The sequence below is a fragment of the Verrucomicrobiia bacterium genome, assembly GCA_036405135.1.
Taxonomy (GTDB): domain Bacteria; phylum Verrucomicrobiota; class Verrucomicrobiia; order Limisphaerales; family JAEYXS01; genus JAEYXS01.
The window spans coordinates 106,213-131,293 of sequence record DASWYF010000002.1 but is presented as its reverse complement, the minus strand read 5'-3'; the positions used below and the strand labels follow the sequence as shown (position 1 = coordinate 131,293).

Annotated in this window: 22 protein-coding genes; 15 read left to right on the top strand and 7 right to left on the bottom strand. The window is 55.3% G+C overall.

The window, feature by feature from the left end; all coding sequences use genetic code 11:
- Positions 1 to 19 precede the first annotated feature (19 nt).
- Positions 20 to 943, bottom strand: coding sequence for a glycosyltransferase family A protein (locus VGH19_00640; GenBank protein HEY1169848.1), 924 nt, complete (start codon positions 941 to 943; stop codon positions 20 to 22).
- Positions 944 to 969: 26 nt separating this feature from the next.
- Here VGH19_00640 and VGH19_00635 point away from each other — a divergent pair, with 26 nt between their 5' ends.
- Positions 970 to 3,255 carry a hypothetical protein gene (locus VGH19_00635; protein ID HEY1169847.1) on the top strand — a complete coding sequence of 762 codons (2,286 nt, stop codon included), beginning with the start codon at positions 970 to 972 and terminating at the stop codon, positions 3,253 to 3,255.
- A 55-nt stretch (positions 3,256 to 3,310) separates the two neighbouring features.
- Here the strand turns inward: VGH19_00635 and VGH19_00630 are convergent, their stop codons facing one another.
- Entirely contained in the window at positions 3,311 to 4,411 is a 1,101-nt protein-coding gene (locus VGH19_00630; protein HEY1169846.1) for a sugar kinase, read from the bottom strand.
- A 184-nt stretch (positions 4,412 to 4,595) separates the two neighbouring features.
- Between VGH19_00630 and VGH19_00625 the strand changes: the two genes are divergently transcribed.
- The 11 genes from VGH19_00625 (at position 4,596) to VGH19_00575 (ending at position 17,205) form a co-directional block, all read left to right on the top strand.
- Entirely contained in the window at positions 4,596 to 6,659 is a 2,064-nt protein-coding gene (locus VGH19_00625) for a sensor histidine kinase (GenBank protein HEY1169845.1), read from the top strand.
- Between the two features lie 32 nt (positions 6,660 to 6,691).
- Positions 6,692 to 7,318: a response regulator transcription factor gene (locus VGH19_00620; GenBank protein HEY1169844.1), complete on the top strand. Its 627-nt coding sequence runs from the start codon at positions 6,692 to 6,694 to the stop codon at positions 7,316 to 7,318.
- 102 nt (positions 7,319 to 7,420) lie between these two features.
- Positions 7,421 to 10,723: a carbohydrate binding domain-containing protein gene (locus VGH19_00615; protein HEY1169843.1), complete on the top strand. Its 3,303-nt coding sequence runs from the start codon at positions 7,421 to 7,423 to the stop codon at positions 10,721 to 10,723.
- 159 nt (positions 10,724 to 10,882) lie between these two features.
- Positions 10,883 to 12,100: a GspE/PulE family protein gene (locus VGH19_00610; GenBank protein ID HEY1169842.1), complete on the top strand. Its 1,218-nt coding sequence runs from the start codon at positions 10,883 to 10,885 to the stop codon at positions 12,098 to 12,100.
- Between the two features lie 71 nt (positions 12,101 to 12,171).
- On the top strand, positions 12,172 to 13,311 hold the full coding sequence (locus VGH19_00605; GenBank protein ID HEY1169841.1) for a glycosyltransferase: 1,140 nt from the start codon (positions 12,172 to 12,174) through the stop codon (positions 13,309 to 13,311).
- A 210-nt stretch (positions 13,312 to 13,521) separates the two neighbouring features.
- Complete coding sequence (locus tag VGH19_00600; GenBank protein HEY1169840.1) at positions 13,522 to 13,911, top strand: RbsD/FucU domain-containing protein; 390 nt, start codon at positions 13,522 to 13,524, stop codon at positions 13,909 to 13,911.
- Positions 13,912 to 13,927: 16 nt separating this feature from the next.
- The gene (locus tag VGH19_00595) at positions 13,928 to 14,740 is read left to right on the top strand and encodes a sugar phosphate isomerase/epimerase family protein (protein ID HEY1169839.1); all 813 of its coding nucleotides are present in this window, start codon (positions 13,928 to 13,930) and stop codon (positions 14,738 to 14,740) included.
- Positions 14,741 to 14,750: 10 nt separating this feature from the next.
- Positions 14,751 to 15,194 carry an RbsD/FucU family protein gene (locus VGH19_00590; protein ID HEY1169838.1) on the top strand — a complete coding sequence of 148 codons (444 nt, stop codon included), beginning with the start codon at positions 14,751 to 14,753 and terminating at the stop codon, positions 15,192 to 15,194.
- A gap of 90 nt (positions 15,195 to 15,284) precedes the next feature.
- A complete protein-coding gene (locus VGH19_00585) occupies positions 15,285 to 16,484 on the top strand; it encodes a DUF5009 domain-containing protein (GenBank protein HEY1169837.1) in 1,200 nt (399 codons plus the stop codon).
- A gap of 57 nt (positions 16,485 to 16,541) precedes the next feature.
- On the top strand, positions 16,542 to 16,982 hold the full coding sequence (locus VGH19_00580; protein ID HEY1169836.1) for a hypothetical protein: 441 nt from the start codon (positions 16,542 to 16,544) through the stop codon (positions 16,980 to 16,982).
- Entirely contained in the window at positions 16,975 to 17,205 is a 231-nt protein-coding gene (locus VGH19_00575; protein HEY1169835.1) for a hypothetical protein, read from the top strand. Before VGH19_00580 ends, VGH19_00575 begins: the two co-directional genes overlap by 8 nt.
- A gap of 23 nt (positions 17,206 to 17,228) precedes the next feature.
- Here the strand turns inward: VGH19_00575 and VGH19_00570 are convergent, their stop codons facing one another.
- The 3 genes from VGH19_00570 to VGH19_00560 all read right to left on the bottom strand — a co-directional run bounded on the left by VGH19_00570 (position 17,229) and on the right by VGH19_00560 (position 20,301).
- A complete protein-coding gene (locus VGH19_00570) occupies positions 17,229 to 18,332 on the bottom strand; it encodes an anhydro-N-acetylmuramic acid kinase (protein ID HEY1169834.1) in 1,104 nt (367 codons plus the stop codon).
- Between the two features lie 9 nt (positions 18,333 to 18,341).
- On the bottom strand, positions 18,342 to 19,685 hold the full coding sequence (locus VGH19_00565) for an NCS2 family permease (GenBank protein ID HEY1169833.1): 1,344 nt from the start codon (positions 19,683 to 19,685) through the stop codon (positions 18,342 to 18,344).
- 223 nt (positions 19,686 to 19,908) lie between these two features.
- Positions 19,909 to 20,301, bottom strand: coding sequence for an SET domain-containing protein (locus VGH19_00560; protein ID HEY1169832.1), 393 nt, complete (start codon positions 20,299 to 20,301; stop codon positions 19,909 to 19,911).
- 476 nt (positions 20,302 to 20,777) lie between these two features.
- Here VGH19_00560 and VGH19_00555 point away from each other — a divergent pair, with 476 nt between their 5' ends.
- Genes VGH19_00555 through VGH19_00545 form a run of 3 tightly spaced genes read left to right on the top strand, consistent with a single transcriptional unit; the run spans position 20,778 to position 22,645 of the window.
- Positions 20,778 to 21,323, top strand: a complete 546-nt coding sequence (locus VGH19_00555) for a hypothetical protein (protein HEY1169831.1) — start codon at positions 20,778 to 20,780, stop codon at positions 21,321 to 21,323.
- A 33-nt stretch (positions 21,324 to 21,356) separates the two neighbouring features.
- Positions 21,357 to 22,352 (top strand): H-X9-DG-CTERM domain-containing protein, encoded by a 996-nt coding sequence (locus VGH19_00550; protein HEY1169830.1) that lies wholly within the window; start codon positions 21,357 to 21,359, stop codon positions 22,350 to 22,352.
- Positions 22,328 to 22,645, top strand: coding sequence for a hypothetical protein (locus tag VGH19_00545; protein ID HEY1169829.1), 318 nt, complete (start codon positions 22,328 to 22,330; stop codon positions 22,643 to 22,645). Before VGH19_00550 ends, VGH19_00545 begins: the two co-directional genes overlap by 25 nt.
- Positions 22,646 to 22,770: 125 nt before the next feature.
- Here the strand turns inward: VGH19_00545 and deoC are convergent, their stop codons facing one another.
- Both deoC and VGH19_00535 read right to left on the bottom strand, forming a co-directional pair.
- Positions 22,771 to 23,460 (bottom strand): deoxyribose-phosphate aldolase, encoded by a 690-nt coding sequence (gene deoC, locus VGH19_00540; GenBank protein HEY1169828.1) that lies wholly within the window; start codon positions 23,458 to 23,460, stop codon positions 22,771 to 22,773.
- A 27-nt stretch (positions 23,461 to 23,487) separates the two neighbouring features.
- Complete coding sequence (locus VGH19_00535; GenBank protein ID HEY1169827.1) at positions 23,488 to 25,023, bottom strand: hypothetical protein; 1,536 nt, start codon at positions 25,021 to 25,023, stop codon at positions 23,488 to 23,490.
- Positions 25,024 to 25,081: the final 58 nt, after the last annotated feature.

Here is a 25,081-nt window from a genome sequence, read left to right as displayed (position 1 = left end):
TATGAAACCACCTCCAGCCTCATCGCTCCTTGGGTGGCAAGCCGCGCCGTTTGCGTGCCCGGTCTATCGCCGAGCCTTTACGCCGGTCTGTCAGCCAGTAATGTATCGTGGCCGGATGCCAACCCAGCTTCACAGTCATCTTGCGTATCCAGTTCTTGAATGCACTTTTCAACAAAGTACTTGCCGGATACCACTTCAAAGCCTCGGTCCGGAAACTAAGTGCATGGTTGATCAGTTCCTGCTCCCGAAAAGCGGGCTCATCCCGGATGCGTTTCCAGCATTCTTCTTGCGGTTTGGCCAGCCGTTTGGAGTATGCATCCGGCTGTGCGACTGATGGCACGATCATCGCAGTCAAATGGGGAAACAGGCGGAGTTTCTTTCCACTTTGCCACGCGCGAAAGAGCCAGTCTTGCGAAGGAAAATTGTGTATCTCCCGGTAAAACTTCCATGGCCCAACACTCTCGAAAAGTTCACGCCGGAACACCCACGCCGTGGCTGGCACGAACATTCCGGGATCATAGCAGCCATCAGGATTGGCACCGTAAAGAAAGTGGCGGCCAGCAGTTTCAGCCACTCCGGTCAGACCGTAAACCAGATCCGCATCTGACTTCTCCAAGATAGCCACGGCTTGCTCCAAATGCTCTGGCAACCACAAGTCATCGTGGTTCAAAAAGGCGAAATATTTCCCCTTCGCCCGACGCATCCCCTCGTTGTTCGGCCCGGACTGTTCGCCAACGTTCTGGCCAAGATTATGAAAACGGATGCGAGGGTCGGCAAACCGGGTGACTACCTCTGCCGTGTCATCCGTGCATGCATCTCCGATCACCAGCAGCTCCCAGTTTTGATACGTCTGCGCCATCACCGACTCAATCGCGATGGCCAGCACATTGCTGCGATTATATGTCGCGATGATGATAGAAACCAGTGGTGCCGTATTAACCATAGTGATGCGTTGCTCCTCCGATCATCTTGCAATCAATCCCGCCGGAAAAGCTCAATCACAAGCGGGCGACACCGAAAAAGATTGATGTTTGCCCGCTGGCTGCTATTCGCTTGGAAACCTTGGAGCGAAACATGGTTTCCAGCTCACAATCACCAGCCGTCAGCGCGCAGAAAAGAAACCCGTTCAACAAGCGGCTCTTGACCGACGCCGCCGTGGCGATAGCACTGGCCGTGCTGGTTTCACTTGTCTGGATCACCAATTCAGATCTGTGGACGAAGACGAACTGGGATGTGCCCGCCTCCTATGCCGGTGACAGCATGCAGATCCTTGGTTGGATCAAAGCAGCATCAGAAGGAGACTATCATCTGCTCGAACCCATCTCGGTCTCCCGGCTGGGTGCGCCTATGGGGGCGAACTGGAACGACTACCCCATGTATGAAAAAGCGTTCACCATCCTGTTGGGCTGGATCGCGAGAAGCATCGGGCTGATGGCGGCCTCCAATGTGGGCATGATGCTGACTCATGCCACGGCGGCAGCCTCCTTCTATCTGGCCTGCCGCTGGTTCCGCTGGAACCGTTTGTGGAGTGCCACGGGTGCCGTGCTCTTCGGATTTCTTTATTACAATACGATGCGCGGATTGGGGCACCTCCTCTTGGGGCTTACCTACACGATACCATGGGCAATGCTGGTCACATGGCTGGTAGCCACCCGTCATCGGTTGCCACGATTCTCGCGTGGCTGGAAATTTTGCGTGGGCGTCTCCTTTCTGATGGGCGTGAGCAATCCATATTATCTGAACATGTATGTCCAGCTTCTGCTGATCTCACTGGTCATCGTCTGGTTTGCTGACCGGCGAAAGGATAATCTGGAGACCGGTCTGATCTGTCTGGCCACTGCGGCCGCAGGGTTCGTTGTGGCTCACACTGGCTCTCTGCTGTTCCGTCTGTTCGCAGGGGGCAATCCCTATGCGATTGCCCGCCATTATCGGGAATCCGAATTATACGCCTTAAGACCTATTGAACTCTTCATACCGCCCAAGGGGCATCGTTTTCCGTGGATGTCAGATATAGGCATCAAATACACGAATGCGACCGCCAGCATCGGTGAATTGTTCGGGCCCTACTTGGGAATGATCTGCGGTTTGACGCTCATCGTGCTGTTAGCTCTTGGTATCAGATGGCTGTTGCGCCACGAATCACGTCGTGTGCCCCTGCCCTTTTGGCAGATCTGTTGGGTGCTGGCTTATTCGGTCATCGGCGGAGTGAACGGATGGTTGTCCTTTGGCGGTATCGGCGTCTTCCGTGCGAGCAACCGGAACAGCATGTTCATCGCTGCCGCCCTGTTGCTTTGGCTGGTGCCAAAGTTAAGCGCTTGGGCAAAGAAGTCAGGCTGGCCGGCATTTCGCATCCGTCTGCTGGCGGGCGCACTCGTCTTGTTCGGGATCACAGATCAATTACCCGATGCAAACCGAGCTGCGGCCCTGCCCAAAGTTCAGGCCATCGTTGGTGATGACCGGGCATTCAGTGAGAAACTTGAATCCAAGCTGGCTGAGGGTGCCATGGTTTTTCAGCTCCCGCTGGCAGATTTCCCGGAAGGCAATCCAGTGATGGACATGGGCGCTTACGAGCACCTAAGACCCTACTTCTTCACGAAATCACTCCGCTTCACTTACGGGTCAAACAAAGGCCGCAGTGATAACTCATGGCAGGCAGAGATCGAGCGCCTTCCGGCACGCGCCATGGCAGAGAGACTCGAATCCATGGGTGCGGGTGCCCTCATGATCAACCGGATGGGATTTGCCGATGACGCCGTAGGTTTGATCGCGATGTTAAACAGCTTGGGCTACACCAATAGGATTGAAAACGGAGCCAAAAATCTCGTTGCCATCCTGTTGAATCCCTCACCCACTCCGGAAACCCCGGCGACAGATCTCCATAGTGTGAACAGCTATGGTCATTTCTGGCGGCGGTTTGACCTGGGCCCGGACGAGACTCTTTGGGTCTCACAGGTGTATTGCGAGATCCAAGTCAACCGGGACGCGATCAAGACTAAACGCATGAAGGTCCGTGCCCAGTTCAGTGTCCCCTCCGATCGCTCAGTCATCTTCTCAATCGGACATGAAATCCTCTCCAAGAAAACGGTAGCCAAAGACATCGTCCATCAGGTCGAGTTTGAAATGGATGCCCTGCCCCGGGGAAAAACCCTGAGGATCGACACCAACCGTGCACCGGCAGGATTTCAGAATTCCGCAGTTTCCGGTGCATTTGCACTGTTCAACATCGAGTTCATCCCCATACCGGATGCCCCTTGAAAAACAAAAAAGCCGGAGCAATTTCTTGCTCCGGCCTTTCGCATAAAACTATCGCTTAGCGCTGCACGCGGGCACCGCCGCCCTTCATGAGCTTCTCGACTTCGCCCTTGTCGGCCATCGAGGTATCGCCCGGGGTCGTCATGGCCAAGGCACCGTGCGCGGCACCGTACTCCACGGCCTTCTGTGCGTCACCCGTGGTCATCAGACCATAGATGAAACCGGAGGCGAAGCTGTCGCCACCGCCCACGCGGTCGAGAATCTCGAGATCAGGATACTGACGGCTCTGGAAGAAGTTGCCGTTGTACCAGGCGATCGCATTCCAGTCATTGATCGTCGCCGTCTTCGCCGCGCGCAACGTCGTGGCCGTGGCCTTGAAGTTCGGGAATTCCTTGATGGCCGCTTCAATCATGCGCTTGAACGCCGTCACGTCGATGTGCAGGAGGTTTTCATCCGCACCTTCCACGTGGAAACCGAGGCTCGCGGTGAAGTCTTCTTCGTTGCCGATCATCACATCGACATACTTCGCGATCTCTCGGTTCACTTCCTGCGCGCGCTTCTGACCACCGATGCTCTTCCAGAGGGAAGGACGGTAGTTCAAATCATAGGAAACGATGGTGCCGTATTGCTTGGCCTTCTTCACGCAATCGATCACGAGCTGAGGTGTCGTGTCCGAGAGAGCGGCGAAGATGCCGCCGGTGTGCAACCAACGCACGCCGTCTTTGCCGAAGATCTGGTCCCAATCGAAATCACCGGGCTTGAGATGGCTCGCCGCCGTGTTGCCACGATCCGGGATGCCCACTGCACCACGCATACCGTAACCGCGCTCGGTGAAGTTCAAACCATTGCGGGTGTCGCGGCCGATGCCGTCGAACTTCTCCCACTTGATGTAATCCGTGGCCACGCCGCCTTGGAGGATGAAGTCTTCGAGGAGACGACCCACATCGTTATCGGCGAAGGCAGTGGCCACAGCCGTCTTCATGCCGAAGCAACGGCGGAGACCGCGCGCCACGTTATATTCGCCGCCGCCTTCCCAGACCTTGAATTCACGGGTGGTGCGGACACGGCCTTCACCGGGGTCCAGACGCAGCATGATTTCACCGAGGGCCAGCATGTCCCAGCGGCAGGAACCGGCGGGTTTAACGTTCAAAGTAGACATGGATCAATCGTATTCAGTACGGGGTTAATGTTCCGAGGTTGTTGGCTCGAAACGTTGGGACTTTGGGGAAAAAGGCCAATTCCCTCAACTGTTTTTTGAGGGCTCATCCGGGCCTAGTCCTATGCCTATTTTCAGAATCCGGCTTGCCAAATCGGCATTTCGACAGCAAATAAGGGTTATCCTCATGATGAGCCGCTTGGCCATATGCCGTACCTTTGCGATGGCTTGTGTCGTGCTATTGGCATTCTGCCATCTTTCCCCTGCTCTTTTTGCCGATAACAAGCTGCCCCTGCTCACTCAGGCACAGCAGATCCGCCAGCTCACACCTGAGGAAGCCGCCAAGAATTACCCAGTGAAGGTGCAGGCAGTCGTGACGTTTTATCGACAGGATATTTGCCGTGAATTGACGATCCAAGATGGCACAGGCGGCATCTATGTGACGAATACCTCGCCGAAGGGTTATCGGCTCAAGGCCGGCGACCTCGTGGAACTCACCGGCATCAGCGGGCCGGGAAGTTATGCGCCGGTCATCATCCTCTCCAATCTCACGGTGCTGGGCCATGAAGGTCTGCCTCCTGCACGCGAGATGCCAATCGAACGGCTCTTCACTGGCGCGGAAGATTGTCAGTGGCTGCAAGTGCGCGGAACTGTCCGCTCCACTACGAAGCTGCGGACGGATGGTGCGTTCATGTTGCAGTTTGATCTGGCGACAAGCGGTGGGGTGATCTCTGTTCGCGTGCCCAACTATGACGCCACGTTTGCCGAACGGTTGGTGGATTCTGAGATCATGGTCAAAGGCGCGTGCATGACCTTCTTCAACAACCGCAGGCAGATGACCGGTATCCGTCTTGCTGTTCCGGACTTCGACCAAATCACCATTCTCAAACCTGCGCCAGCGGATGCTTTTGCGGTCTCTGCTCGAACAATCAACAGCCTGCACCAGTTCGCGCCAGAAGCCGCTTTCGGGCATCGCGTGAAAGTGCATGGAACGGTATTACATCAGGAATCCGGGCAGTCGCTTTTCATTCGTGACGAGACACAAGGCTTGTGGGTTAAAACCAAGCAGGCAATGCCGCTCAATATCGGCGATCAAGTGGAGGTATTAGGCTTTCCGGCCACTGGCGGATATTCACCAACACTCGAAGATGCCATCTATAAGAAGACATCGAGTGGTGTGGCACCAGCACCGATTCCCTTGACTCCAGACATCGCACGTAACGGGGCGCATGACGCAGATCTCGTGCAATTAGAGGGGCAATTGCTGGAATGGATCCAAACGCCGACGGAACATGTGCTCATTGTGCAGAACCAGGATTGGACCTATCGCGCACATCTGGCGAAAACGAACAATGCGACCTTCACACCACCACCGCAGTTCAGCCAAATACAACTTACCGGCATCTGTCAGATACAAGTAGGCGGACAACGTTGGCCCCAGGCTTTTCATCTGCTGCTGCGCAATCCGGCGGATGTGCTGCTGTTACGCTCTGCGCCTTGGTGGAATCGCACGCGTGTCATGGTGGCTCTAGGAACTACGAGCGTGCTGTGCTTCGCCGGACTCATCTGGATCATCACGCTCAAGCGGCAGGTGCGCCTACAGACCGCCGTCATCCAGCAAAAGGTGGAGCGCGAGGCGGTCTTGGAAGAGCGCACACGCATCGCCAGAGAGTTTCACGACACCATTGAACAACAGCTCGGCGCCATTCTCCTGCAACTTCAAGCAGCGCGATCACGGCTGGAGACTTCACCAGAATTTTCGAAGCGCGCGCTCAATTTGATCGAGTCCATGTTGCGGCATACGCAATCGGAGACGCGTCATTCGGTATGGGATTTGCGGGCACGTGCCTTGGAGGATGGACATCTCGGCACCGCGCTCTCAGCCACGGCCAGCTATGTGCGCAATGGTTCCTCGGTGAATGTGGATGTCTCCGTGACGGGTGAGCCACGTCCCCTGCCCGGCTTGGTGGAGAGCCATTTGCTGCGTATCAGCCAGGAGGCGACGGCGAACGCCGTTAAACATGCGCGCGCTCATAGCATCAAGATCGAGCTCGCTTATCGGAATGATGATGTGCGGCTGATCGTGGCAGATGATGGGCAAGGTTTTCAGCCGGAGTCCGCACCTTCTGGCCAGTCAGGACATTTCGGCCTGCTCGGCATGCGTGAACGCGCTGAAAAAATCGGCGGGCAGCTCCACATCTCCAGCGCACCGGGACGAGGTGCCAGAATTGAAATCACTGTGACCGCATGAATACAAAACTTCCATCTACTCCGTGTTCCACGATGAAGAAGAAAATTCGCATCCTCATCGTCGATGATCATTCACTCATGCGCATCGGACTCGTGACATCCATCAACGTGGAGACAGACATGGTGGTGGTGGCGGAGGCCAGCACGGGTGCGCAGGCATTGGAGCAATATGCCAAGCATCTGCCGGACATCGTGCTGATGGATGTGCGCTTGCCGGGATTTACTGGAGACAAAGTGACCACACAACTCTGTGTGCAACATCCGGATGCCAAGGTCATCATGCTCTCCACCTACGATGGTCATGAAGACATTTTCCGCTGCATCCAGGCAGGGGCGCGCTCGTATCTTTCCAAGGATATTCCGCTGGATGAATTACTGCTCGCTATCCGTAGCGTGCATATGGGACAGAACTATTTGCCGCCTGCTATCGCTGCACGACTGGTGGATCGGATGCATGGGCCGGAATTGAGCAATCGCGAGCTGGATGTATTGCAGCAGATCGTGAAAGGACGCTCGAACAAGGAAGTAGCAAGTGTGCTGTCTATCGCGGAGACGACGGTAAAAGATCACGTCAGCAACATCCTCATCAAGCTCAAGGCGAGTGACCGTACGCAGGCGAGCACAATTGCGATACAGCGGGGTATCGTACACTTGGAATGACCACCCCCTCCAAAAGTAGGGGTTGAGAATCCGGCTTATGCTCCCGTGACAAAAAAGGGTTTGGGTTTACCTTCCACATCGAACCCTTGTTAGCACTCTGGTATGAAGACGACCAACTCCTCTGCCGTACCCCTATTGTCACGTTTCACCCCCTGGCTTCAGCTCAGACCACGACTGCTGTGTTGTCTTTGCCTGCTCCTTGGCATAGCCAGCCAGACACAAGGCGCGCTGACGCCAGCAGATATTCCCGGACCCGATGGCATCGTCTATCCGGACTTTCGACAGGCGGGTATTCCGGGCGGCATCCCCACTGGGCTCATCATCCGTACGTCGATCACGAATCACAGTGGGTTTCCGAATGATAATCTGGATGATGCGGGTGCGCTTGAAGCCGCGGCGGCAGCAGCAGCGGCAGCTGGCGGCGGTGTGGTGACGATCCCGGCTGGTAACTTCTACCTCGACCGCCCTGCCATCATCACGAATGACAACGTGGTCTTGCGTGGCGCGGGCAGCGGCTCGACCAAGTTCTTCTTCCGTTACTCGGCGCCAACGAATGCGGTGAAGTTCTACAAGCCTGCAACGAATGCGGTCGTACGCGCCAACACATGGATCGAGATTCACGCAGACCCCACAAACTTGGTGATCTTGCGCATAAAGTATAACAACACCACGCTCAGCGCGGTGACAAATGCGCCGGGCAGTTGGGGTGCGCGTTTCTTCCTAACGATGAGCGGTGGCACAGCGATCAATGCCGCAGGTGCGGGCACAAGAACGCTTACGGCGATCGCGGAATACACGGGTGGCATCGTACGCTCGAATAACATCACGGTGAATCTGGTGAGCGGGACGGATCCGAATCCGAACCGCACACCAAGCATGCTGGGAGCGATCACTTTTGCTGGTGCGGGCAATATCGGGAACAAGTTTCTGCTGACGGCCAATGGCACGCGCGGGGCCACCACGCTTACGGTGACCAATACGCATAACATCGTAACAGGTGATGCGATCGAACTGGTAGCCCCAGCCACTGACCGATGGGATGATGAAGTGGACAATCTCTGTACGGGCGACCTGTTCCGACATTATCTCTACAAGGTCACCAGTGTGAGCGGCAATGTGCTCACGCTAAACCAGCCTTTGCGCATCGATTATCCGACGATCGATGGTTCCTACGTACAGAAATTCGTTCCGCTCCGTAATTGCGGTGTGGAGAACTTTTCTTTGGAACAGACTAAGAATCTTTGGACGAGCGGGGTGATGTTCTCAAAGGTTTGGGAATGCTGGGCCACCGGAATGAATGTCAAGAAAGCGGGGCGTTTCCCGATCTATACCTTAACGGCGAAGTGGTGCGAGATTCGCAACTGCACCTTTGATGATGCGTGGTGGAAGGGTGACGGCGGCACGGCCTATGTGGGCTGGGAGAAGTCCTACGATTGCCTCATGGAGAATGTGACCACCTATAAGATGCGTCATGCACCGCTGGTGCAATGGTCTGCAGCGGGCAATGTCATCCGCAACAGCTTCTTCTACGACAGCGATGCGCAGTGGCACTCCGGCTGGACCCACGAAAACCTGTTCGAGAACAACATCATCGAATGCAACATCGGCAATGGCAGCTATGGCTACGGCATGTGGGCCTCGCCACCAGAAGATGTGCAGCATGGCCCGAATGGTCCGCGCAATGTGATCTACAACAACGATGTGACCTCGCCGAAGACGGGTGTTTGGCTGGGTGGTCAGAACCGTGAATGGCTCATCCTGCACAACCGCTTTGCCACGGACTCCGGCCAGGGCGTTTATGCGAAGGACAGCAGCAGTGATCATATCATCGAAGGCAATGTCTTCTCCATGAAGAACGGCATCAATGGCATCTGGCTGAACACGGCCAACTGCACAGGCGTGGAAGTGGTGAACAATAAATTCTACGGCGTGGCGAACAGTTCGGAGATCGTGGGCGGTGCTATCGGTGCGGCTGTTTCCACCGGTAATACGACGGCAGACTACATCACACCGGTGACATGGGTGAATAACGGCTTCGAAAACAACCTCGCGAATTGGAATAATTCCGGTGACGGTGGCATGAGCGCGGTGAACGCCTCAGCCAAGCGCACGGGTGGATATGGGTTGCGAGTGACTGACACGAATCCCTCAGCAGGTTCTTCTTTATATTCGCAGGCATTCACCGTTCAACCGGGCAAAGGCTATCTCTGCCGCTTCTGGGCAAAGTCGGTCACCGGTTCCGGGCTGGGTGTCTATCTAAAATTCTACAACTCTGGCGGCACGGAAATCCTAAGCGTCAGTACAGGAGTTCCTAGCAACGGCATTTGGGCAAAGTATTACGTGGAGGAAGTCTCCCCACCTGGTGCAGCCACAGCAAAGATCTGGATCCGTGCTTATCATGCGGACACCGTCACCATGGATTTGGATGATTTCGAATTCGGCGAATTGCCATTCGAGATCGCCAATCCAAGCTTCGAGAACGGCACAAACTTCTGGAACTTCTCGGCGGATAACAGCATGAGCACGATCACCTCGGGGGCGGCTAAAACGGGTACGTATGGTCTGCACATCGTGGATAACAGTGCCACGTTGGGCTCATCGGCTGAGAGCGTGAGCTTTGCGGTCACTCCGGGTAAAACGTATCAGTGCCGGTTCTGGGGGCGGATCACTTCGGGCAGCGGATTGGCAGTCTATCTGGATTACGAAACCTCTGGTGGCAGCCCCATCTCGCCGCCGACGTATGAGGAGATTCCGACGAATACCACGGAGTGGCGTCAATACATTGTGCGCGGGGTGGCCCCGACGAATGCAGCGACGGTGAAGGTGTGGGTGCATTCTTACTCAGGGGCGATTGTCACAGGTGATGTGGATGACTTGGTGCTCTCGGAAGTGGAGCCACGACCCGTCCCTGCTCTCGCCTCCATCTATGCATGGCAAAAGAATCCTTGGATACCGTTCGCGCTGACGAATCCGGGCTTTGAGAGTAACTTCACGGGCTGGGATACCACAGCGGATGGCGGCATGAGTTCTGCAGTGGCTGCAGCTGCTTATGCGGGCACAAAAGGTCTACGTGTGATCGATGGTGTGACAAATGCTGGTTCCTCCGTCGCTTCCGTCAACTTCCCGGCGGAAGCGGGCAAGAACTATCAAGTGCGTTATCGCGCGAAGAATGTTTCAGGCAGTGGCATTGGAATGTATATCCAGTTCTTCAATTCCGGTGGAACGAACATCGGCCAGCAGGTGCAAGGCTTGGGAACGTCCACATCTTGGGCAGCCTATACCTTAAACGCGGTCGCTCCGGCCAATACGGTAAGCGTTCGTGTCTGGATACATTCCTACAACGCCAACATCGTCACGGCCGACTTTGATGAGATCGAATTCGGCGAGTATGGGATTCTGCCTTGAGCAGAATGCTTGATCCAGGGCGCGGCGGCATGAATACATGTCACCGCGCCTTCCTTTTTTTTGACAGCGCAGAAAAGAAGAATTGCTGCTTTTCTTGCTGACATTTGCCAGGAAGCTGGCTAACGGTTTCTAAGTTCAATCGCTAACAAGGACATATTTGTGAGTCACACGGCCAATTACCTGCACTCAGAGACTCAAGGGCAGCAGATCGAGATCGCGACCCTGGTGAATTACATAGTCATGGACGCGCTGGAAGCCAAGACCAGTGACATCCATATCGAACCGTGGGAAAGCACGCTGGTGGTACGGGTACGTGTGAACGGCCAGCTCGCCGTCATGGAGCATCTGCCACTCGATCTGGCGGACAAGGTCATCGCCCGCTTCAAGATCATGGCAGACCTGAAATCTTTCGAGAAAGGAATGCCGCAGGATGGTCGTGCCAGCATGCCTCCTGAATTTGGCGGGGTAACACTACGTGTCTCCATCTTCCCGCTCATCAATGGTGAAAAAGCGGTGATCCGTATCTTTGATCCACGCAACCGGAAGTTCGATCTTAAACTTTTGGGTTTTGAAGACGATATCTTGGAAAACTTCCTCAATTTGCTGGAGAAACCGAGCGGGCTGATCTTGTTGAACGGTCCCACCGGTTCCGGCAAAACCACGGCTATCTATGCTTCCATCTATCATCTGATCCAGAAACATGGATCAGCCATCAGCATCAGCACGGTGGAAGATCCTGTGGAAGCGCCACTGGCCATGGTCAGCCAGTCGCAATTGAATCCTCCGACCGGATTCACATATCCCATCGCGTTGCGTTCCCTGCTGCGTCAAGACCCGGAAGTGATCATGATCGGTGAGATCCGAGATGCGGATACTGCATCCATCGCCGTTCAAGCCGGTCTGACGGGCCATTTGGTCATCAGCACCATTCACTCAGGAACGACTGCGGGTGTGTATGCTCGTATGGTGAATATGGACATCGAGCCCTTCCTTCTCTGCTCCAGCATCATCGGCGTATTAGGCGTGCGTCTGGTCCGCAAGAACTGCCCGTATTGCCTGGTGCCTTATGAGCCCGCACAGGCATTACTGGAAAAACTTCCACCCCAAGTGATCGATGAAGCCCAGTTCCGCATGGGCAGCGGTTGCCAGCACTGTAACAATGTCGGTTTCCTGGGCCGTACAGTCATCACGGAATTGCTGATCCCAAATGAGAAGTTCCGGGCGGCAGCGATGAACAAGCAGCCGAACCGCGTGCTGCAGGACATCGCGATCGAAGCCGGAATGCTCACCCTTTACGATACTGGTCTGCGTCGCGTGCTGCGCGGCGAAACGACCTTTGAAGAGTTGCTGGCCGTGACTACATCGGACGCGATGTAACAAGCTGGCGGGAAGTTGTAACGCAACCGCTGCTTTGCAATCAGCTATTCTGGCATTACTCTATTCCCGGCATGGCTTGGAAGCTGGTCTTAGCAGTTCTGGCAACCCTCAGTTGCGGGCTCACTGTGTGGCAACACATCGTAGCACGTCGCTTTGCCCTGCACCGGAAGAACTCCCCTGCCCCTCATACTCCGGCCGTCACATTGCTAAAACCCCTCAAGGGCACTGAGCCTGGTTCAGAAGATTGCTTGCGGAGCTGGTTCAGTCAAAACTATCGCGGACCGGTCCAGATACTTTTCGGCGTGGCGGATATCAACGATCCGGTTTGCGCCATCGTTGAGAAATTGCGCAAGGAGTTTCCCTCAGTGGATGCGCAGTTGATTCATTGCCATCGCAAGCTCGGCACGAATGCGAAGGTTTCTTCACTCATCCAATTACGCCGGGAAGCGAAGCATGAGATCGTGGTGATCAGTGATGCGGATGTATTCGTGACATCTGATTTCCTGGAACAGAACATCCCACTGCTGGCGGATGAAAAAGTCGGGTTGGTAAATTTCTTCTACCAGCTAGGCGAACCTTTGACACCGGCGATGCGCTGGGAAGCGGTAGCGATCAACGGCGATTTCTGGAGCCAGGTGCTGCAATCCCGTTCACTCAGGCCGATCGATTTCGCTCTCGGTGCAGTGATGATCACGCGGGAAAAGCAGTTACAGGAGATCGGTGGGTTTGAAGAACTGGCGGAGTATCTGGCGGATGATTATCGGCTGGGGAATCTTATCGCGAGGCGCGGATATCGCATCGAACTGTCCGGACAAGTGGTAGAATGCCGTTCGCAACCGATGACGTGGAGCGAGGTGTGGCGGCATCAATTCCGCTGGGCACGGACCATCCGTATATGCCAGCCAGCGCCCTATTTCATGAGCATTTTGAGCAATGCGACGCTGTGGCCGCTGCTATGGTTATTGGCGAGCCCGACGGCGGCGGTCGCTTTGGCTGTAGCCGCGTTTCTGCTTATCCGGATTTATACGGCGAGTGCGAACCAGCGGATGCTGACGAGTGATAACTCGCATGTGCCGTGGCTATGGTTGGTGCCGGTGAAGGATCTTTGCCAGGTGGGCATGTGGGCATTGTCATTTCTGACGACGAAGATCGTTTGGCGCGGGACGTACTATCATGTGGCACCGGGTGGGAAGTTGGTGGAAGTGGCTTAGAGAATGACGAATGACCAATTCCGAATGACGAAGGAATGAGCAATGTCCAACGAGGGTGCCAAGACCTTGGCATCAAACAGACACATCCACTTCACGGTTTTCACACCTGCTATTCATTGGGCATTGCTGCGGGTTGAGACAACCCGCGCTCCTATAGCTGTTTGCCTTGCCCGCTTCTGTTGCAATCTCTAGCCTTCACCCGTACCGCCTATGCTGACTGAAGGCATTTTGAATCCGCAATTGCGCTCATTGATCGCCCGCGTGCGCCATACGAACACGCTGGTCATCGCGGATTACGCGTTCCCTTATTGGCCTCAGATTGAGACGATAGATCTCTCGCTGGTGCAAGGTGTACCGACGGTCATCCAGTTGCTCGATGCCATTTTGCCCGCATGGAAGTGCGGTGAAATCTTCATGGCGGAAGAGTTCAACTCACATAACCCGAAGAAGGTTCGCGATACTTTCGAGAAGGCGCGGCGAGGAGTGAAGACGACCTTCGAGCCGCATCTGGCTTTGAAGCAACGGGTGCCCGGGGCCATCGGTCTCATCCGCACGGGTGATAACACGATTTACAGCAACATGGTCCTCGTCTCCTCCTGATCTGATTTAATTATTCATGAAGTCTGCGATCACTATTTCTCTCTGCCCAGAAGCCAAAGGTGGCCCGTTCGTTTATTGGGATGATCTCGATGCCAGCATGACCAAGGCGGCGGCACTGGGTTTCGATGCTGTAGAAATATTCCCCCGATCGGTGGAAGATTTGAACGCGAAGGAAATCCGCTCCTTGCTCACCAAGCACAATCTCAAGCTCGCCGCGATGGGCACGGGCGCAGGCTGGGTGGCGCATAAGCTGCGTCTCACCGATCCGGATGCAACGGTGCGGCGTCGCGCGCAACAGTTCGTCGGTAGCGTGATCGATTTTGCTGGGGCTTTTGGAGCGCCCGCCATTCTCGGCTCCATGCAAGGGCGTCATGGTGATGGCGTGACGCGTGAGCAAGCATTTGGGTGGCTGGCCGAGGCGCTGGAACAGCTTGGACCACGGGCCCATGCGCAAGGTGTGCCGTTCCTTTACGAATTCCTGAATCGTTACGAAACGAATCTCTTCAACAACGTTTATGACGCTTTGGAATTCCTGAAGCCGCTGCGCACACAGAACGTCAAACTGCTCTGCGATCTCTTCCATATGAATATTGAAGAGGCTAACATCCCTGCGGCACTGCGACTGGCGGGTGACAAAGTTGGCCACGTACATTTCGCGGACAGCAATCGGCGGGCGATCGGCTTGGGGCACACAGACATTTTACCGATCATCCAAGCGTTGAAGGATATCCGTTATGAAGGTTATCTCTCGGCTGAAATATTACCGCTGCCAGATGAAGCGACGGCGGGCAAGCGGACCATCGAGAGTTTCAAGCGGTTGACCTCCTAAACTATTTTCCATGCTGAAGCATCAACTCATCCATCCGAAGATCAATGAAGTGCTGGCTCGTGCGGGGCATCACTCGAGCATCTTGATCGCTGACGGCAATTATCCAGCCTCGACCAAGAAAGGGCCGAATGCCGAAGTGGTGTGTATGAATCTTTCGCCGGGCGTCATCACGGTTTCGCAAGCGTTGCGGGCTCTTCTAAGCGCCGTGCCGGTGGATTTTGTGAATACGATGGGTATTCCGCCGGATGATGCTTACGCGCAGAAAGGCGAGCCGCCAATCTGGGCGGAATATCGTCAGATCATCAAGGAATCGAAGCTCAAGCTGAAGCTGGAGCCGATTTCGAAATGGGATTTCTATAAAGTGGTGGAATCGCCCGATCATGTGCTGACGATCCAGACGGGTGATCAGGCGCTGTGGGGGAATGTGCTGTTGACGATGGGTTGCCGAACCTAGCCAACGTGCTGCTGGCATCTTGCCAGCAGTCCGAGCGCTCACGCACTCAAACGGGTGCACAAAAAATAAGCCGACTAACCAGCACGAAACATGAACCCCACACCCCAGACCTCGCCCACGGAACGGCTGGCTTCTGTGGATGCGTATCGCGGGCTGGTGATGTTTCTGATGATGGCGGAGGTGTTGAACTTCCGCTCGGTATCGCGAGCGCTACCAGACAGTGAGGTGTGGGGCTTTCTGGCGTATCTGCAGTATCACGTGGATTGGGTCGGATGCACGCTGCATGACCTGATACAACCGTCCTTCTCGTTCCTCGTGGGTGTCGCCCTGCCCTTCTCGCTGGCGAGTCGCACGGCGAAGGGGCAATCCGCCACGCAACTCACGCTGCATGCGTTTTGGCGGGCGTTTGTGCTCATCATGCTCGGGGTGTTGCTACGTTCAGTAGGAAGGCCGATGTTGAACTGGACGTTTGAGGATACGCTTTCGCAGATCGGTTTGGGTTATGGGTTTCTGTTTATCCTTGGGCAACGGTCGGTAAAAATTCAGTGGGCGGCTTTGGCAATTATACTGGTTGGGTATTGGGCGGCGTTTGTGTGGTATCCGTTGCCACCGGCGGATTTCGCTTATGGCACGGTGAATGTGTCGAGGGAGTGGATGAACACGTACGGGCTCGATGGTTTTGCGGCGCATTGGCAGAAGAACAGCAATCTGGCGTGGGCATTCGATACATGGTGGATGAATCTTTTTCCGCGCGAGAAAGCGTTTGAGTTCAATGGCGGTGGTTACGCGACGCTGAGTTTCATTCCGACATTGGGCACGATGATTCTTGGACTGATCGCTGGTGGTGTCTTGCGAAGTGAGCACACGGCTTGGGACAAGGTGAAGTGGTTTGCAATGGCGGGTGTCATCGGGTTGGCGAGCGGGTGGTTGCTCGGGGTGATGGGGATTTGTCCAGTGGTGAAGCGCATCTGGACGCCGAGCTGGGTGCTGTTTAGTGGCGGGTGGTGTTTTCTTTTCCTCGCGGGATTTTATGCGCTGGTGGATATACGGCAACGGCGCGGCTGGGCGTATCCGCTGCTTGTCATCGGTGCGAATTCCATCGCGGCGTATGTGATGGCGCATCTGTTCGAGGGCTTCATCATGAAGATGTTGAAAACGGTCTTTGGACAGGAGGCGTTCAAGGTGTTTGGGGCGCCGTATGAGCCGATGTTTCTGGGAGCGGTGACGTTGCTGGTGCTTTGGTTGATGTTGTGGTGGATGTATCGGCGGAAGTTATTTTTGAAGATATAAATGAGTGACATCAGAAGCGGTAGTCTGACGGAAAAGTGGAAGAAAAGTTCATCAACTATGAAAGCCAAACTCCCCTACTTAGTGCTCTTGCTGGCTTTTATCACAAGCAGTTGCGCCTCGCACAATCCGCCAGTTGAACAGGATACTTCTGAGTTACACTTGACCGAATTGACGAGCAAAAGAAGCACTCGTTTGAGCAAACTCAACAAACAACCAATACAGATGCTGGCCGCAATCACAGCCACCGACTTGTGCACCCTACCGGAGCAGATATACAACCATATGCCGTTTTATAGGAAGGAGACACTTGATTCAAAGCTGCGAGCATTGAGTGATCCGCAAACGTATTTACAGCCGAAAACATATATCGGAGATTCCGGGCACCTTCTCGCAAGCAGGATTCGCTATGCACAGGTATATATCTCCCAAGATGCGGCAGATCTGGCTCAATCTAAGGAAAAAAAATCGGGTGTACCCGGTGGGAACGCTGGTGATTAAAGAAAAAACCACGCATGCGGATGGCACAGGCACAGTGCTTTTCACGGGCATGCTGAAACGCGGCACTGGTTACAATCCAGAAGGTGGTGATTGGGAATTTCTCGTCCTCAGTGGGGATGCGACAACCATTACTGCCCGTGGCAAGATCGCGTCCTGCCTGGACTGCCATTCACGGCATCAGAAAACAGATTACCTGACGGAAAGCTGGAAGACGGCTCAATAAAAGGAACTGAGGCAGCGCCCGCTTTAGACCTCGCAGATGCAACCAAGCAAGCTCGCTTCTTTTGCGCCGGTGGTGCTGGGGAGATTTCCGGGGAGGCCGTGGAGGCGTTGCCAGGCGAGTAACGCGAAGGCGGCGGCTTCGATGCTTTGGGTGGGCCAGCCGAGGGAATCGGTGGTGCTGACTTCGGCTTTTACATTGGCGGCGATGCGTTCGCGCAGAAAGCCGTTCATCGCGCCACCGCCGCAGAGGATGATCTTATCGATGGGTTGCGGGAGATGCTGGGTGTAGTTCAACGCGAGAGAAGAGGCGGTGAATTCGGTGAGAGTGGCGAGGCGATCTTCGAGAATAAGCGCGTGGAGAGCTTTGGAATGCTTGTGCCAGAAGGGCTCGCCGAAGAGTTCGCGTCCAGTGCTTTTAGGCGGAGCCTTGCGGAAGTAAGGGTTTTTTAGCCAGTCGGTCAGGAGCTTGGCGTTCACTACTCCTTTGCGGGCGAGTTGGCCGTTTTTGTCGAAGGTCTTTTTGCCGCCGGTGTGTTCGCGTAGGGCGAGATCGAGGAGGACGTTGGCCGGGCCGGTGTCGAAGGCTTGGAGTTTGGGGGATTTCGCTTTCGCGGTGCGCCAGTCGATGGAGGTGACGTTGCTGATGCCGCCGAGATTATTCACGCAGATATGCTTCCCCTGCTCCGCGAAGGCGCGGACGTGGAACATGGTGGCAAGGGGTGCGCCCTGTCCACCGGCAGCGAGGTCATTCGCGCGGAAGTTGTAGACGATAGGCACGCGGAGGGCGCGGGCGAGATAGGCGGGTTCGCCGATCTGCCAGGTGGCGGGGGCGTTGGCATCGGCGTTGTGGAAAATGGTTTGACCGTGGAGACCGATGGCTTTGGCGCGCTTCACTGCAGGATGGCTAGTGGCAGCTTTGGCGTAGAAGCGGCCGAGGTCGTGATGGAGCTGGCCGAGTTCGTAGGTGGTCGCTTGATTCGAGGCGGCGGTGTGGAGGCGTTTTTGCAGGACCTTTGGAAATGGGACGGACCAGAGTTCCTCTAGCTTCATGGTGGACCATGTGATGGTGCAGAGCGCGCAGTCCGCCGCGTCTATGCTGGTGCCGGACATGAGGCCGAGGATGTGCATGGCTTGGTTTTACAGGCCCCAAATGAAACTCGCCAGAAACAATGCCGCGATGGCGTAAAGCCAGAGCGAGACTTCACGGCCTTTTCCTCGCAACACGCGTACGATCACATAGCTGATGATGCCCATGCCGATGCCGAACGAGATGCTCTGACCCAACGGGATCAAAAGCATGGTGAAGAAGGCGGGCAAGCCTTCCTCGGGATTCGCAAAGTCCATTTCTTTCAAAGCGGAGGCCATGAGGAAGCCGACGATCAGCAGAGCCGGAGCCGTCGCCACGGCGGGAACCATACCGATGATGGGTGAGAAAAATAGCGCGAGGGAAAATAAGGCGGCGACCACCACAGAAACGAGGCCGGTGCGTCCGCCCTGGCTCACACCGGCGGCGCTTTCGATATAGGTCGTGGCGGAACTGGCCCCACACAAGCCGCCCCAGATGGCGGCGAAGGAATCGACAGCGAGGACGCGATTCAAGCGTGGCAGATGACCGTTCTTATCGAGGAAGCCGCCCTGCCCGCCGATGCCGATGACGGTGCCCATAGTGTCGAAGAAATCGGTGATGAGAAAGGCGAACACCACAGCAAGCAAGCTGGGCTTAAGAGCGGCCATGAAGTCGGCTTGGGCGAACGTGGAGAAATCCGGCATGGCGACGAGCTTATCCGGCATGCGCACCAAGGGTTGTGCAGTGCCGGAAATGGAATCGACAGCAACGCTCAGGATAACGGTGCCGAGGATGCCAAAGAGGATCGCGCCACGGACACGCCACGCAAGCATCATGGCCATGAGGGCGACACCAGCGGTGGCGAGCAATGTGGTCTTTATGGCGAAGGAACCGTGCTTGAGAAAAACGGGGCCATCGCCTTTCGCCACCCAGCCCATCTGTTGCAGACCGAGGAAGGCGATGAAGAGGCCGATGCCCACGCCGATGGAGCGTTTCAGGTTGATGGGGATGGAGTTCATCACTTGCTCGCGCACTTTGGTGAGGACGAGGAGCAGGATGATGATGCCCTCCAAGATCACCACGCCCATCATGGTCTGCCAGTTCATGCCGGGCTGGTTCGCATAGGCCACGAGCGCGGCGTTCAGGCCCATGCCGCTGGCGAGGGCGAGCGGGTAATTCGCCCACAATCCCATCAGTAGCGATGGCACAGCCGCGCCGAGGCAAGTGGCGGCGATGACAGCGGCCATGGGCATGCCCGCGTTCGAGAGGATGAGCGGGTTCACGAAAATGATGTAGGCCATGGTCATGAACGTGGCCAGACCGCTCAAGACTTCCTGCCGCACGGTGCTGCCGCGCTCAGTGATACCAAACCACCGGTCCAAAACACCTGACGGGCGATTGTTCGCACTATCCATAAGGGGCTTTACATAAACGGACTACGCAGATGTTAGCAATGAGAATGGGTCATTGCTTCCCTGCCTGAAAATACAAGACGGTTACTTCCGAAGTGAGGCTGGAGCGGCTTGAAAATGCAGCAACAGGATGACTTAGTGCCCACGCTTTCAGGGGACAGAAAGACGGCGGTTCAGGACATGGCAACACCCGATGAAGACACCCCTATCCAAGTGTCCATCCCGGTCATTTCAAAATTAATTTCTGGCGGGCTTCGGCATCGAAAGCGTAGTAGTCGCAGGTCAGTTCTTCGCCTAGGACGATGTCACGAAGGGCGATGGTCGTCACGGGAAGCTGTCCGCTTGAAGGAGCGCCGGTGTTCGGGTTCACGGAATGATTCATGAAGCAGCAGAAATCACCACTGAGGATGTAGTGAGCATCCGTCTGGCTCACGTAAGCGAACCAGCGGATGTGTTGCTGGGCCAAGAGCGGGAGTTTGAGCAGACGTTCCGGTGAGATGATCTGGTCAAAGCCAGGCTCAAAGCGCCAAAAGGGTGTGCCGCGTGGTATAGGTTCCGAGGCGAAGAGGCCCATGCCGTGGATGGAACTGGTGGCGATGCGGGTTTTGACGAGGAGCATGATTATTGAGCGTCTGAATAGGTTTGAGGTCGTTGAAGAAGAGTTTCAAGTTTTCTGTATTCAGCCGGTTGCACCGGAGGGCGCAGTCAGGACATAGGTAACGCAAGTGGTTCAAGAAAGAGACGATGATAATTCTTGACCATCAGGTGGTTGAATGCAACGGGCCTAGAATTAGTTAGGACGTGATTTTGGGGTTTTCTAGTTCATATGGGGAGTGGCGCAGCTTTGATATAATAGGGATGGGTGTTTAAGCAAAGGTATGAAATTTCTGCGGCATTATCAGAAATAGTGTCCAAAAATGAAATCGTTAAGACTATATGTGTGACCTTGCGTCCCTTAAAAACCCGCTTCCACCCCCTCAACCCCCACCTGCAACACATTGAAAATCAAGTAGTTGCAAAACCACCCAAAATGCGTACCGAAGGTCACTTGAATGTGCCGCATCTTTAGCAGATTTATAGTGTTAACACATTCACATGAAGCGAATCTTATTAATAGGAGCGTTGACGGCAGTCATAGCAGCGGGTTGCGGGAAAGAGGATGAGGAATTACCCGGCCCAAGTCCTGCGGCATCCACATCTGTTGCAACTGGTGTAGATATGATGGCGCCCCCTCCGCCTGGAGGCACCAGTGCCAGCAGCGGAACAGAAGCCGCACCTCCGCCGGTGGATACAAGTGCTCCGATGTTTCCAGCAGCCCCCGAATTCTCAGATGCCAATCGTCCTAAAGGAGATGATGGCCAAACGATGAATGACATCCAATATTTGAACGAACTGCTTGCCCAGTTCAACATGCGACGCAGCAACTTTTCTCCGGAGCCCTACCCCCAATTTAAAACGCCCGATGAGCAAAAGGCTTATGATCAATGGCTGATTAAATTCCGTGACCCTGTGACCGACCTGAACGAACTGGTAAGGTATAAAGTGGTCAAAGCTCTTCCGGCTCCACCTGCTGGCAAAAAGTATGTGGTCAACGCCCAAACCTTGAAAGTGGAACTGGCCGATGCCACGGCAACTCCTTGAATTTCGCGAAACTAATGTCCAACCGCCCAAACCATGAAAACAACCCATCAGCATCAGGGAACCAGACACCCGGAAAGTTTGGCCTTCACGCTCATTGAACTGCTGGTCGTGATCGCGATCATCGCAATCCTCGCCGGTATGTTATTGCCAGCACTGGCAAACGCCAAAGCCAAGGCGCAATCCACCAAATGCCTATCCAGCCTGAAACAGATCGGTCTGGCGGGGGGCATGTACACCGCCGACAACTCCGAAAAAGTGGAGTATGCCTCGATGGCATTGGAAGGCGACTCGCCTTACAACTCGTGGGATAAACTGCTGTTCAAATACCTCGGTGGCGATCTCTCATCCGCTTCGGCCACGATCATTGGCGGAAAGCCGACCACAATCATGACGCCACGAGGGGTTTTCACCTGTCCCTCGGATCGTTACTATCCGGCCCCGGCCAATAGTGAAGTGCGGCGCAGCTACGCGATGCCGCGCTATCGTTTGGATGCCTCTACCTCAGCCATCAACGGCGGCTCCCCCATCAACACAACGGTTTCTTCAAGCGTTCAAACCGGCATGGGGATCGTGTATTCCTTCTCTTCGAGCCGCTCGATGCCTTGGGGCAAACACGGCGGCAAAGATCCCAATGGTATTGATATCGTCGCGAATGTGACCTTGCCCAACTTCAAATACAGCCGTTTACCCGCAGTGCGCACCGGTTTGTTGCAAGCTCCCGCAGAAACCATCCGGACGACAGAAAGAACCCATCTCACCGAACAGCTGGTGGGCAACTGGATCGCCTGGATCGATGTGCCATTCGTGGGCAGCGGCATGCGCTCGCACATCGGTTATCGGCCTGATGGTGTGACCGCCATCACCGGCATCACCGACTATAATCAGACGTTGGCAGTTCATCACAGCGATGGTTTCAACTACGCGTTTGCGGACGGGCATGCGGAGTTTTTGCTGCCGCAAAAAACAACGACGAACGCGATGAACGCCACTGTGCAGCGCGGCATGTGGTCAATCCTGGCCAAGGATTAAAAATAGTTAAAATCTTCAAAGCCCGGAGAGGACAACTCTCCGGGCTTTTTTGTTTTAGAGCGGTTCAAGAAATACTGTGGCGAATCGCTTTTAATGAAATGGCGAAAGAATTTGCGCATGGATTTACCGAGATAGCCGAAGGTAAGGCTGCCGACAAGGTGCCCCAGAATACAGACGCAACAGAGGCATCAACAGAATTGAGGAAAAGGTGGAAAATATTTTTAGGAAATTTTCAAATCAACCCAAGCAGGAAGCGCAACGTTTTGATAGCAAGCAGGTTGCGTATTTTTTAAAAAACAGGCATTAAAATCCACATGGACAGCCAATGTCCTACCCCCCTTTTTAGAGTGAAGCCATGATGAAGTCACATCAGGGCCAAGGAGCCACAGATTTACGGAACGCAGCACTGATCCCACGATCAGTAAGCGGTGGAGAAGTCTGTAGCAAGGCCCTGTATGATGGCTACGCTGGCAGAGGTGCCGAGGCGGCTGGCGCCGGCCCCGATCATGGCCATGGCGGTTTTGGCATCCCGGATGCCACCCGAGGCTTTCACGCCGCAGTTGCGCCCTACGGTTTCGCGCATGAGTTTCACGTGCTCAAGCGTGGCTCCGCCCTTTCCGAAGCCGGTGGAGGTTTTGACGAAGTGGACTTCAGCTTCGAGCGCGAGTTTGCAGGCTTGCACGATCTCTTCATCACTGAGGAGGCTCGTTTCAAGAATGACTTTTACCTGGCGGTCATCGGCAGCTTCCACGATGTCGCGGAGTTCGCGGACGATGTAGCCGTGAAACCCGTCTTTGAAGCGGCCAATGTTCATGACGACATCGATCTCCTGGGCGCCCATATCAACGGCAACCTCGGTCTCGTAGCGTTTCACATCGGCATCGGCTGCACCAAGGGGAAAACCGACGACAGCGGCGACGAGCACGCCGGAGTCCTCCAGCAGGGAGGCGGCCAGCTCCACGCGGGAGCCGTTCACGCAGACGGAACGGAATTTGTGTTCCCGTGCTTCGGCGCAGAGTTTCTCAATCTCTTTCGAGGTGGCCTCGGGTTTGAGCAAGGTGTGGTCGATGTATTTGGCGATTTCGAGCGGGGTCAAAGTAAGGCTCATAGGAAAACTTTATGGGATGCGTGCGGATCAATTGACACTGGCGGGAGCAAGTGCGGGTGGGGCGATCTCGGGTTGGGCAACGTGGGCAGCAGCCACAGCTTCCGCACCAGCACGGGTGCGTTCACGGGCGGCGTCGTATATGGCGACGTTCGCGATGATGAGGAGCATGATCTCAAAGCTGGGATAGGCACCAAAGGTCCAGCCAAAGACGAGCCACATGGTGGTGAAATAAACGCTGATGAAGCAGATGCCGCCGGTGACGTCCTTGACACCATCACGATAAAGATGGGCAATGGGACGGCCGATGAATTGCATGAAGAGGGCCATGTAACAGGCGAAGCCGAACATGCCGGAATTGGCGAGCACGGAGAACCAGCCGGTCTCATAGGCGCCGACATCCGAGGCTTGATCGATGGCGTGTTCAAAGGACCATTCCTGCTGGCTGTGGACGAAGAGCAGTTCGGCATCGAATTTTTTGACGCGGTTGCCAAAGAAGAAGCTGCCGGCATCGGCCAGCCAGCGATCGATGGCGATGTCCCGAAGGCGTTCGTGCCAGTAGTTGCTGGAGGCGGTGTCTGCGTGAGCCTGCACGGCGCCTTTTTCCAAAACCAAAATGCTCAGGGTGCGCTGGATGCGGGAATCCGCCCGATCCAAAAGGCCGGGATAGAGATTAAGGGAGGCGACGAAGAGAAGACCGGCGGCTCCGGCGGAGATGACCCAGGCAAAGCGCTTGGCGGCGACGGCCGCAGCGACGGGTATGAGCAACCCCATGGCGATGGCTACGCGACCGCCACCCAGCAGCAATCCTACGAAGCCCAATGCCACGATAAGGACGGCGATAGTACGGGTCTGCCAGGTGCGGGCTATGCAGACAAAGATAGTGGCGAAGGCCACCAAACCCAGGCCGCTGGTACGGAGATCATCCGTCTCACCGGGAGTGGAGCCGGGAAGAACGTAATTGATATAGGGAATGTAAAAGAAGCCGCCGATGTAGTCCGACAGAATGGTGACGACCACGCGCAGGAGATAGGCACCGACGAGAAGGTAGAGGGCGGCTTTCAAATACTTGATGGAGCCGAACCAGACGAAGAGCATGCCGAAGATCATGGGCCACAAAGCCCACGAGTAATGGCGCACGATGTTACCAGTGCCGCCCTCACCCAAGATACGGGCAGCACCGACGCTCCAGACCATGTGCGCGCAGAGGTATGCGCCCAAGAGGTAATAGGTCCAAGGCAGAATCTTGCGGTATTGATAGAAAGACCTGAACCGGAGCGCGACGGCAAAGAAAAGAGGAAGGGAGCAAAGCAAGAGAGTGAGTTCGTGGGCGTAGAGTTTAAAACCGAAATAGAGCACGCCGCCGGCAGCAAAGGAGGCTGGAACGGGAATCCACCACCACTTGGGACTGAGAAAGAAAAAGAGGGTCCCCAAAAAGAGGACGGCCAGAAAAATCGCCCCAAAGGAACTCCAGTAGGCCAAGAAGTAGCCCAAGAAAAGGCTGCCACCCAGCACGGCAAAAAGCCCGAGCCAGAAACGCGGATTACTGTGCCAATTGGACTGCATCACGATTTGCCGGTTAAATTGTCAGCAACCGGTCTGGCGACTGAACTGGACTGGACGG

Coding starts and splice junctions, on each gene's coding strand:
- VGH19_00640 (HEY1169848.1), bottom strand. CDS start 943: ATGGTTAATACGGCACCACTGGTTTCTATCATCATCGCGACATATAAT.
- VGH19_00630 (HEY1169846.1), bottom strand. CDS start 4,411: ATGTCTACTTTGAACGTTAAACCCGCCGGTTCCTGCCGCTGGGACATG.
- VGH19_00625 (HEY1169845.1), top strand. CDS start 4,596: ATGATGAGCCGCTTGGCCATATGCCGTACCTTTGCGATGGCTTGTGTC.
- VGH19_00620 (HEY1169844.1), top strand. CDS start 6,692: ATGAAGAAGAAAATTCGCATCCTCATCGTCGATGATCATTCACTCATG.
- VGH19_00615 (HEY1169843.1), top strand. CDS start 7,421: ATGAAGACGACCAACTCCTCTGCCGTACCCCTATTGTCACGTTTCACC.
- VGH19_00605 (HEY1169841.1), top strand. CDS start 12,172: ATGGCTTGGAAGCTGGTCTTAGCAGTTCTGGCAACCCTCAGTTGCGGG.
- VGH19_00600 (HEY1169840.1), top strand. CDS start 13,522: ATGCTGACTGAAGGCATTTTGAATCCGCAATTGCGCTCATTGATCGCC.
- VGH19_00595 (HEY1169839.1), top strand. CDS start 13,928: ATGAAGTCTGCGATCACTATTTCTCTCTGCCCAGAAGCCAAAGGTGGC.
- VGH19_00590 (HEY1169838.1), top strand. CDS start 14,751: ATGCTGAAGCATCAACTCATCCATCCGAAGATCAATGAAGTGCTGGCT.
- VGH19_00585 (HEY1169837.1), top strand. CDS start 15,285: ATGAACCCCACACCCCAGACCTCGCCCACGGAACGGCTGGCTTCTGTG.
- VGH19_00580 (HEY1169836.1), top strand. CDS start 16,542: ATGAAAGCCAAACTCCCCTACTTAGTGCTCTTGCTGGCTTTTATCACA.
- VGH19_00570 (HEY1169834.1), bottom strand. CDS start 18,332: ATGCACATCCTCGGCCTCATGTCCGGCACCAGCATAGACGCGGCGGAC.
- VGH19_00565 (HEY1169833.1), bottom strand. CDS start 19,685: ATGGATAGTGCGAACAATCGCCCGTCAGGTGTTTTGGACCGGTGGTTT.
- VGH19_00560 (HEY1169832.1), bottom strand. CDS start 20,301: ATGCTCCTCGTCAAAACCCGCATCGCCACCAGTTCCATCCACGGCATG.
- VGH19_00555 (HEY1169831.1), top strand. CDS start 20,778: ATGAAGCGAATCTTATTAATAGGAGCGTTGACGGCAGTCATAGCAGCG.
- VGH19_00550 (HEY1169830.1), top strand. CDS start 21,357: ATGAAAACAACCCATCAGCATCAGGGAACCAGACACCCGGAAAGTTTG.
- deoC (HEY1169828.1), bottom strand. CDS start 23,460: ATGAGCCTTACTTTGACCCCGCTCGAAATCGCCAAATACATCGACCAC.
- VGH19_00535 (HEY1169827.1), bottom strand. CDS start 25,023: ATGCAGTCCAATTGGCACAGTAATCCGCGTTTCTGGCTCGGGCTTTTT.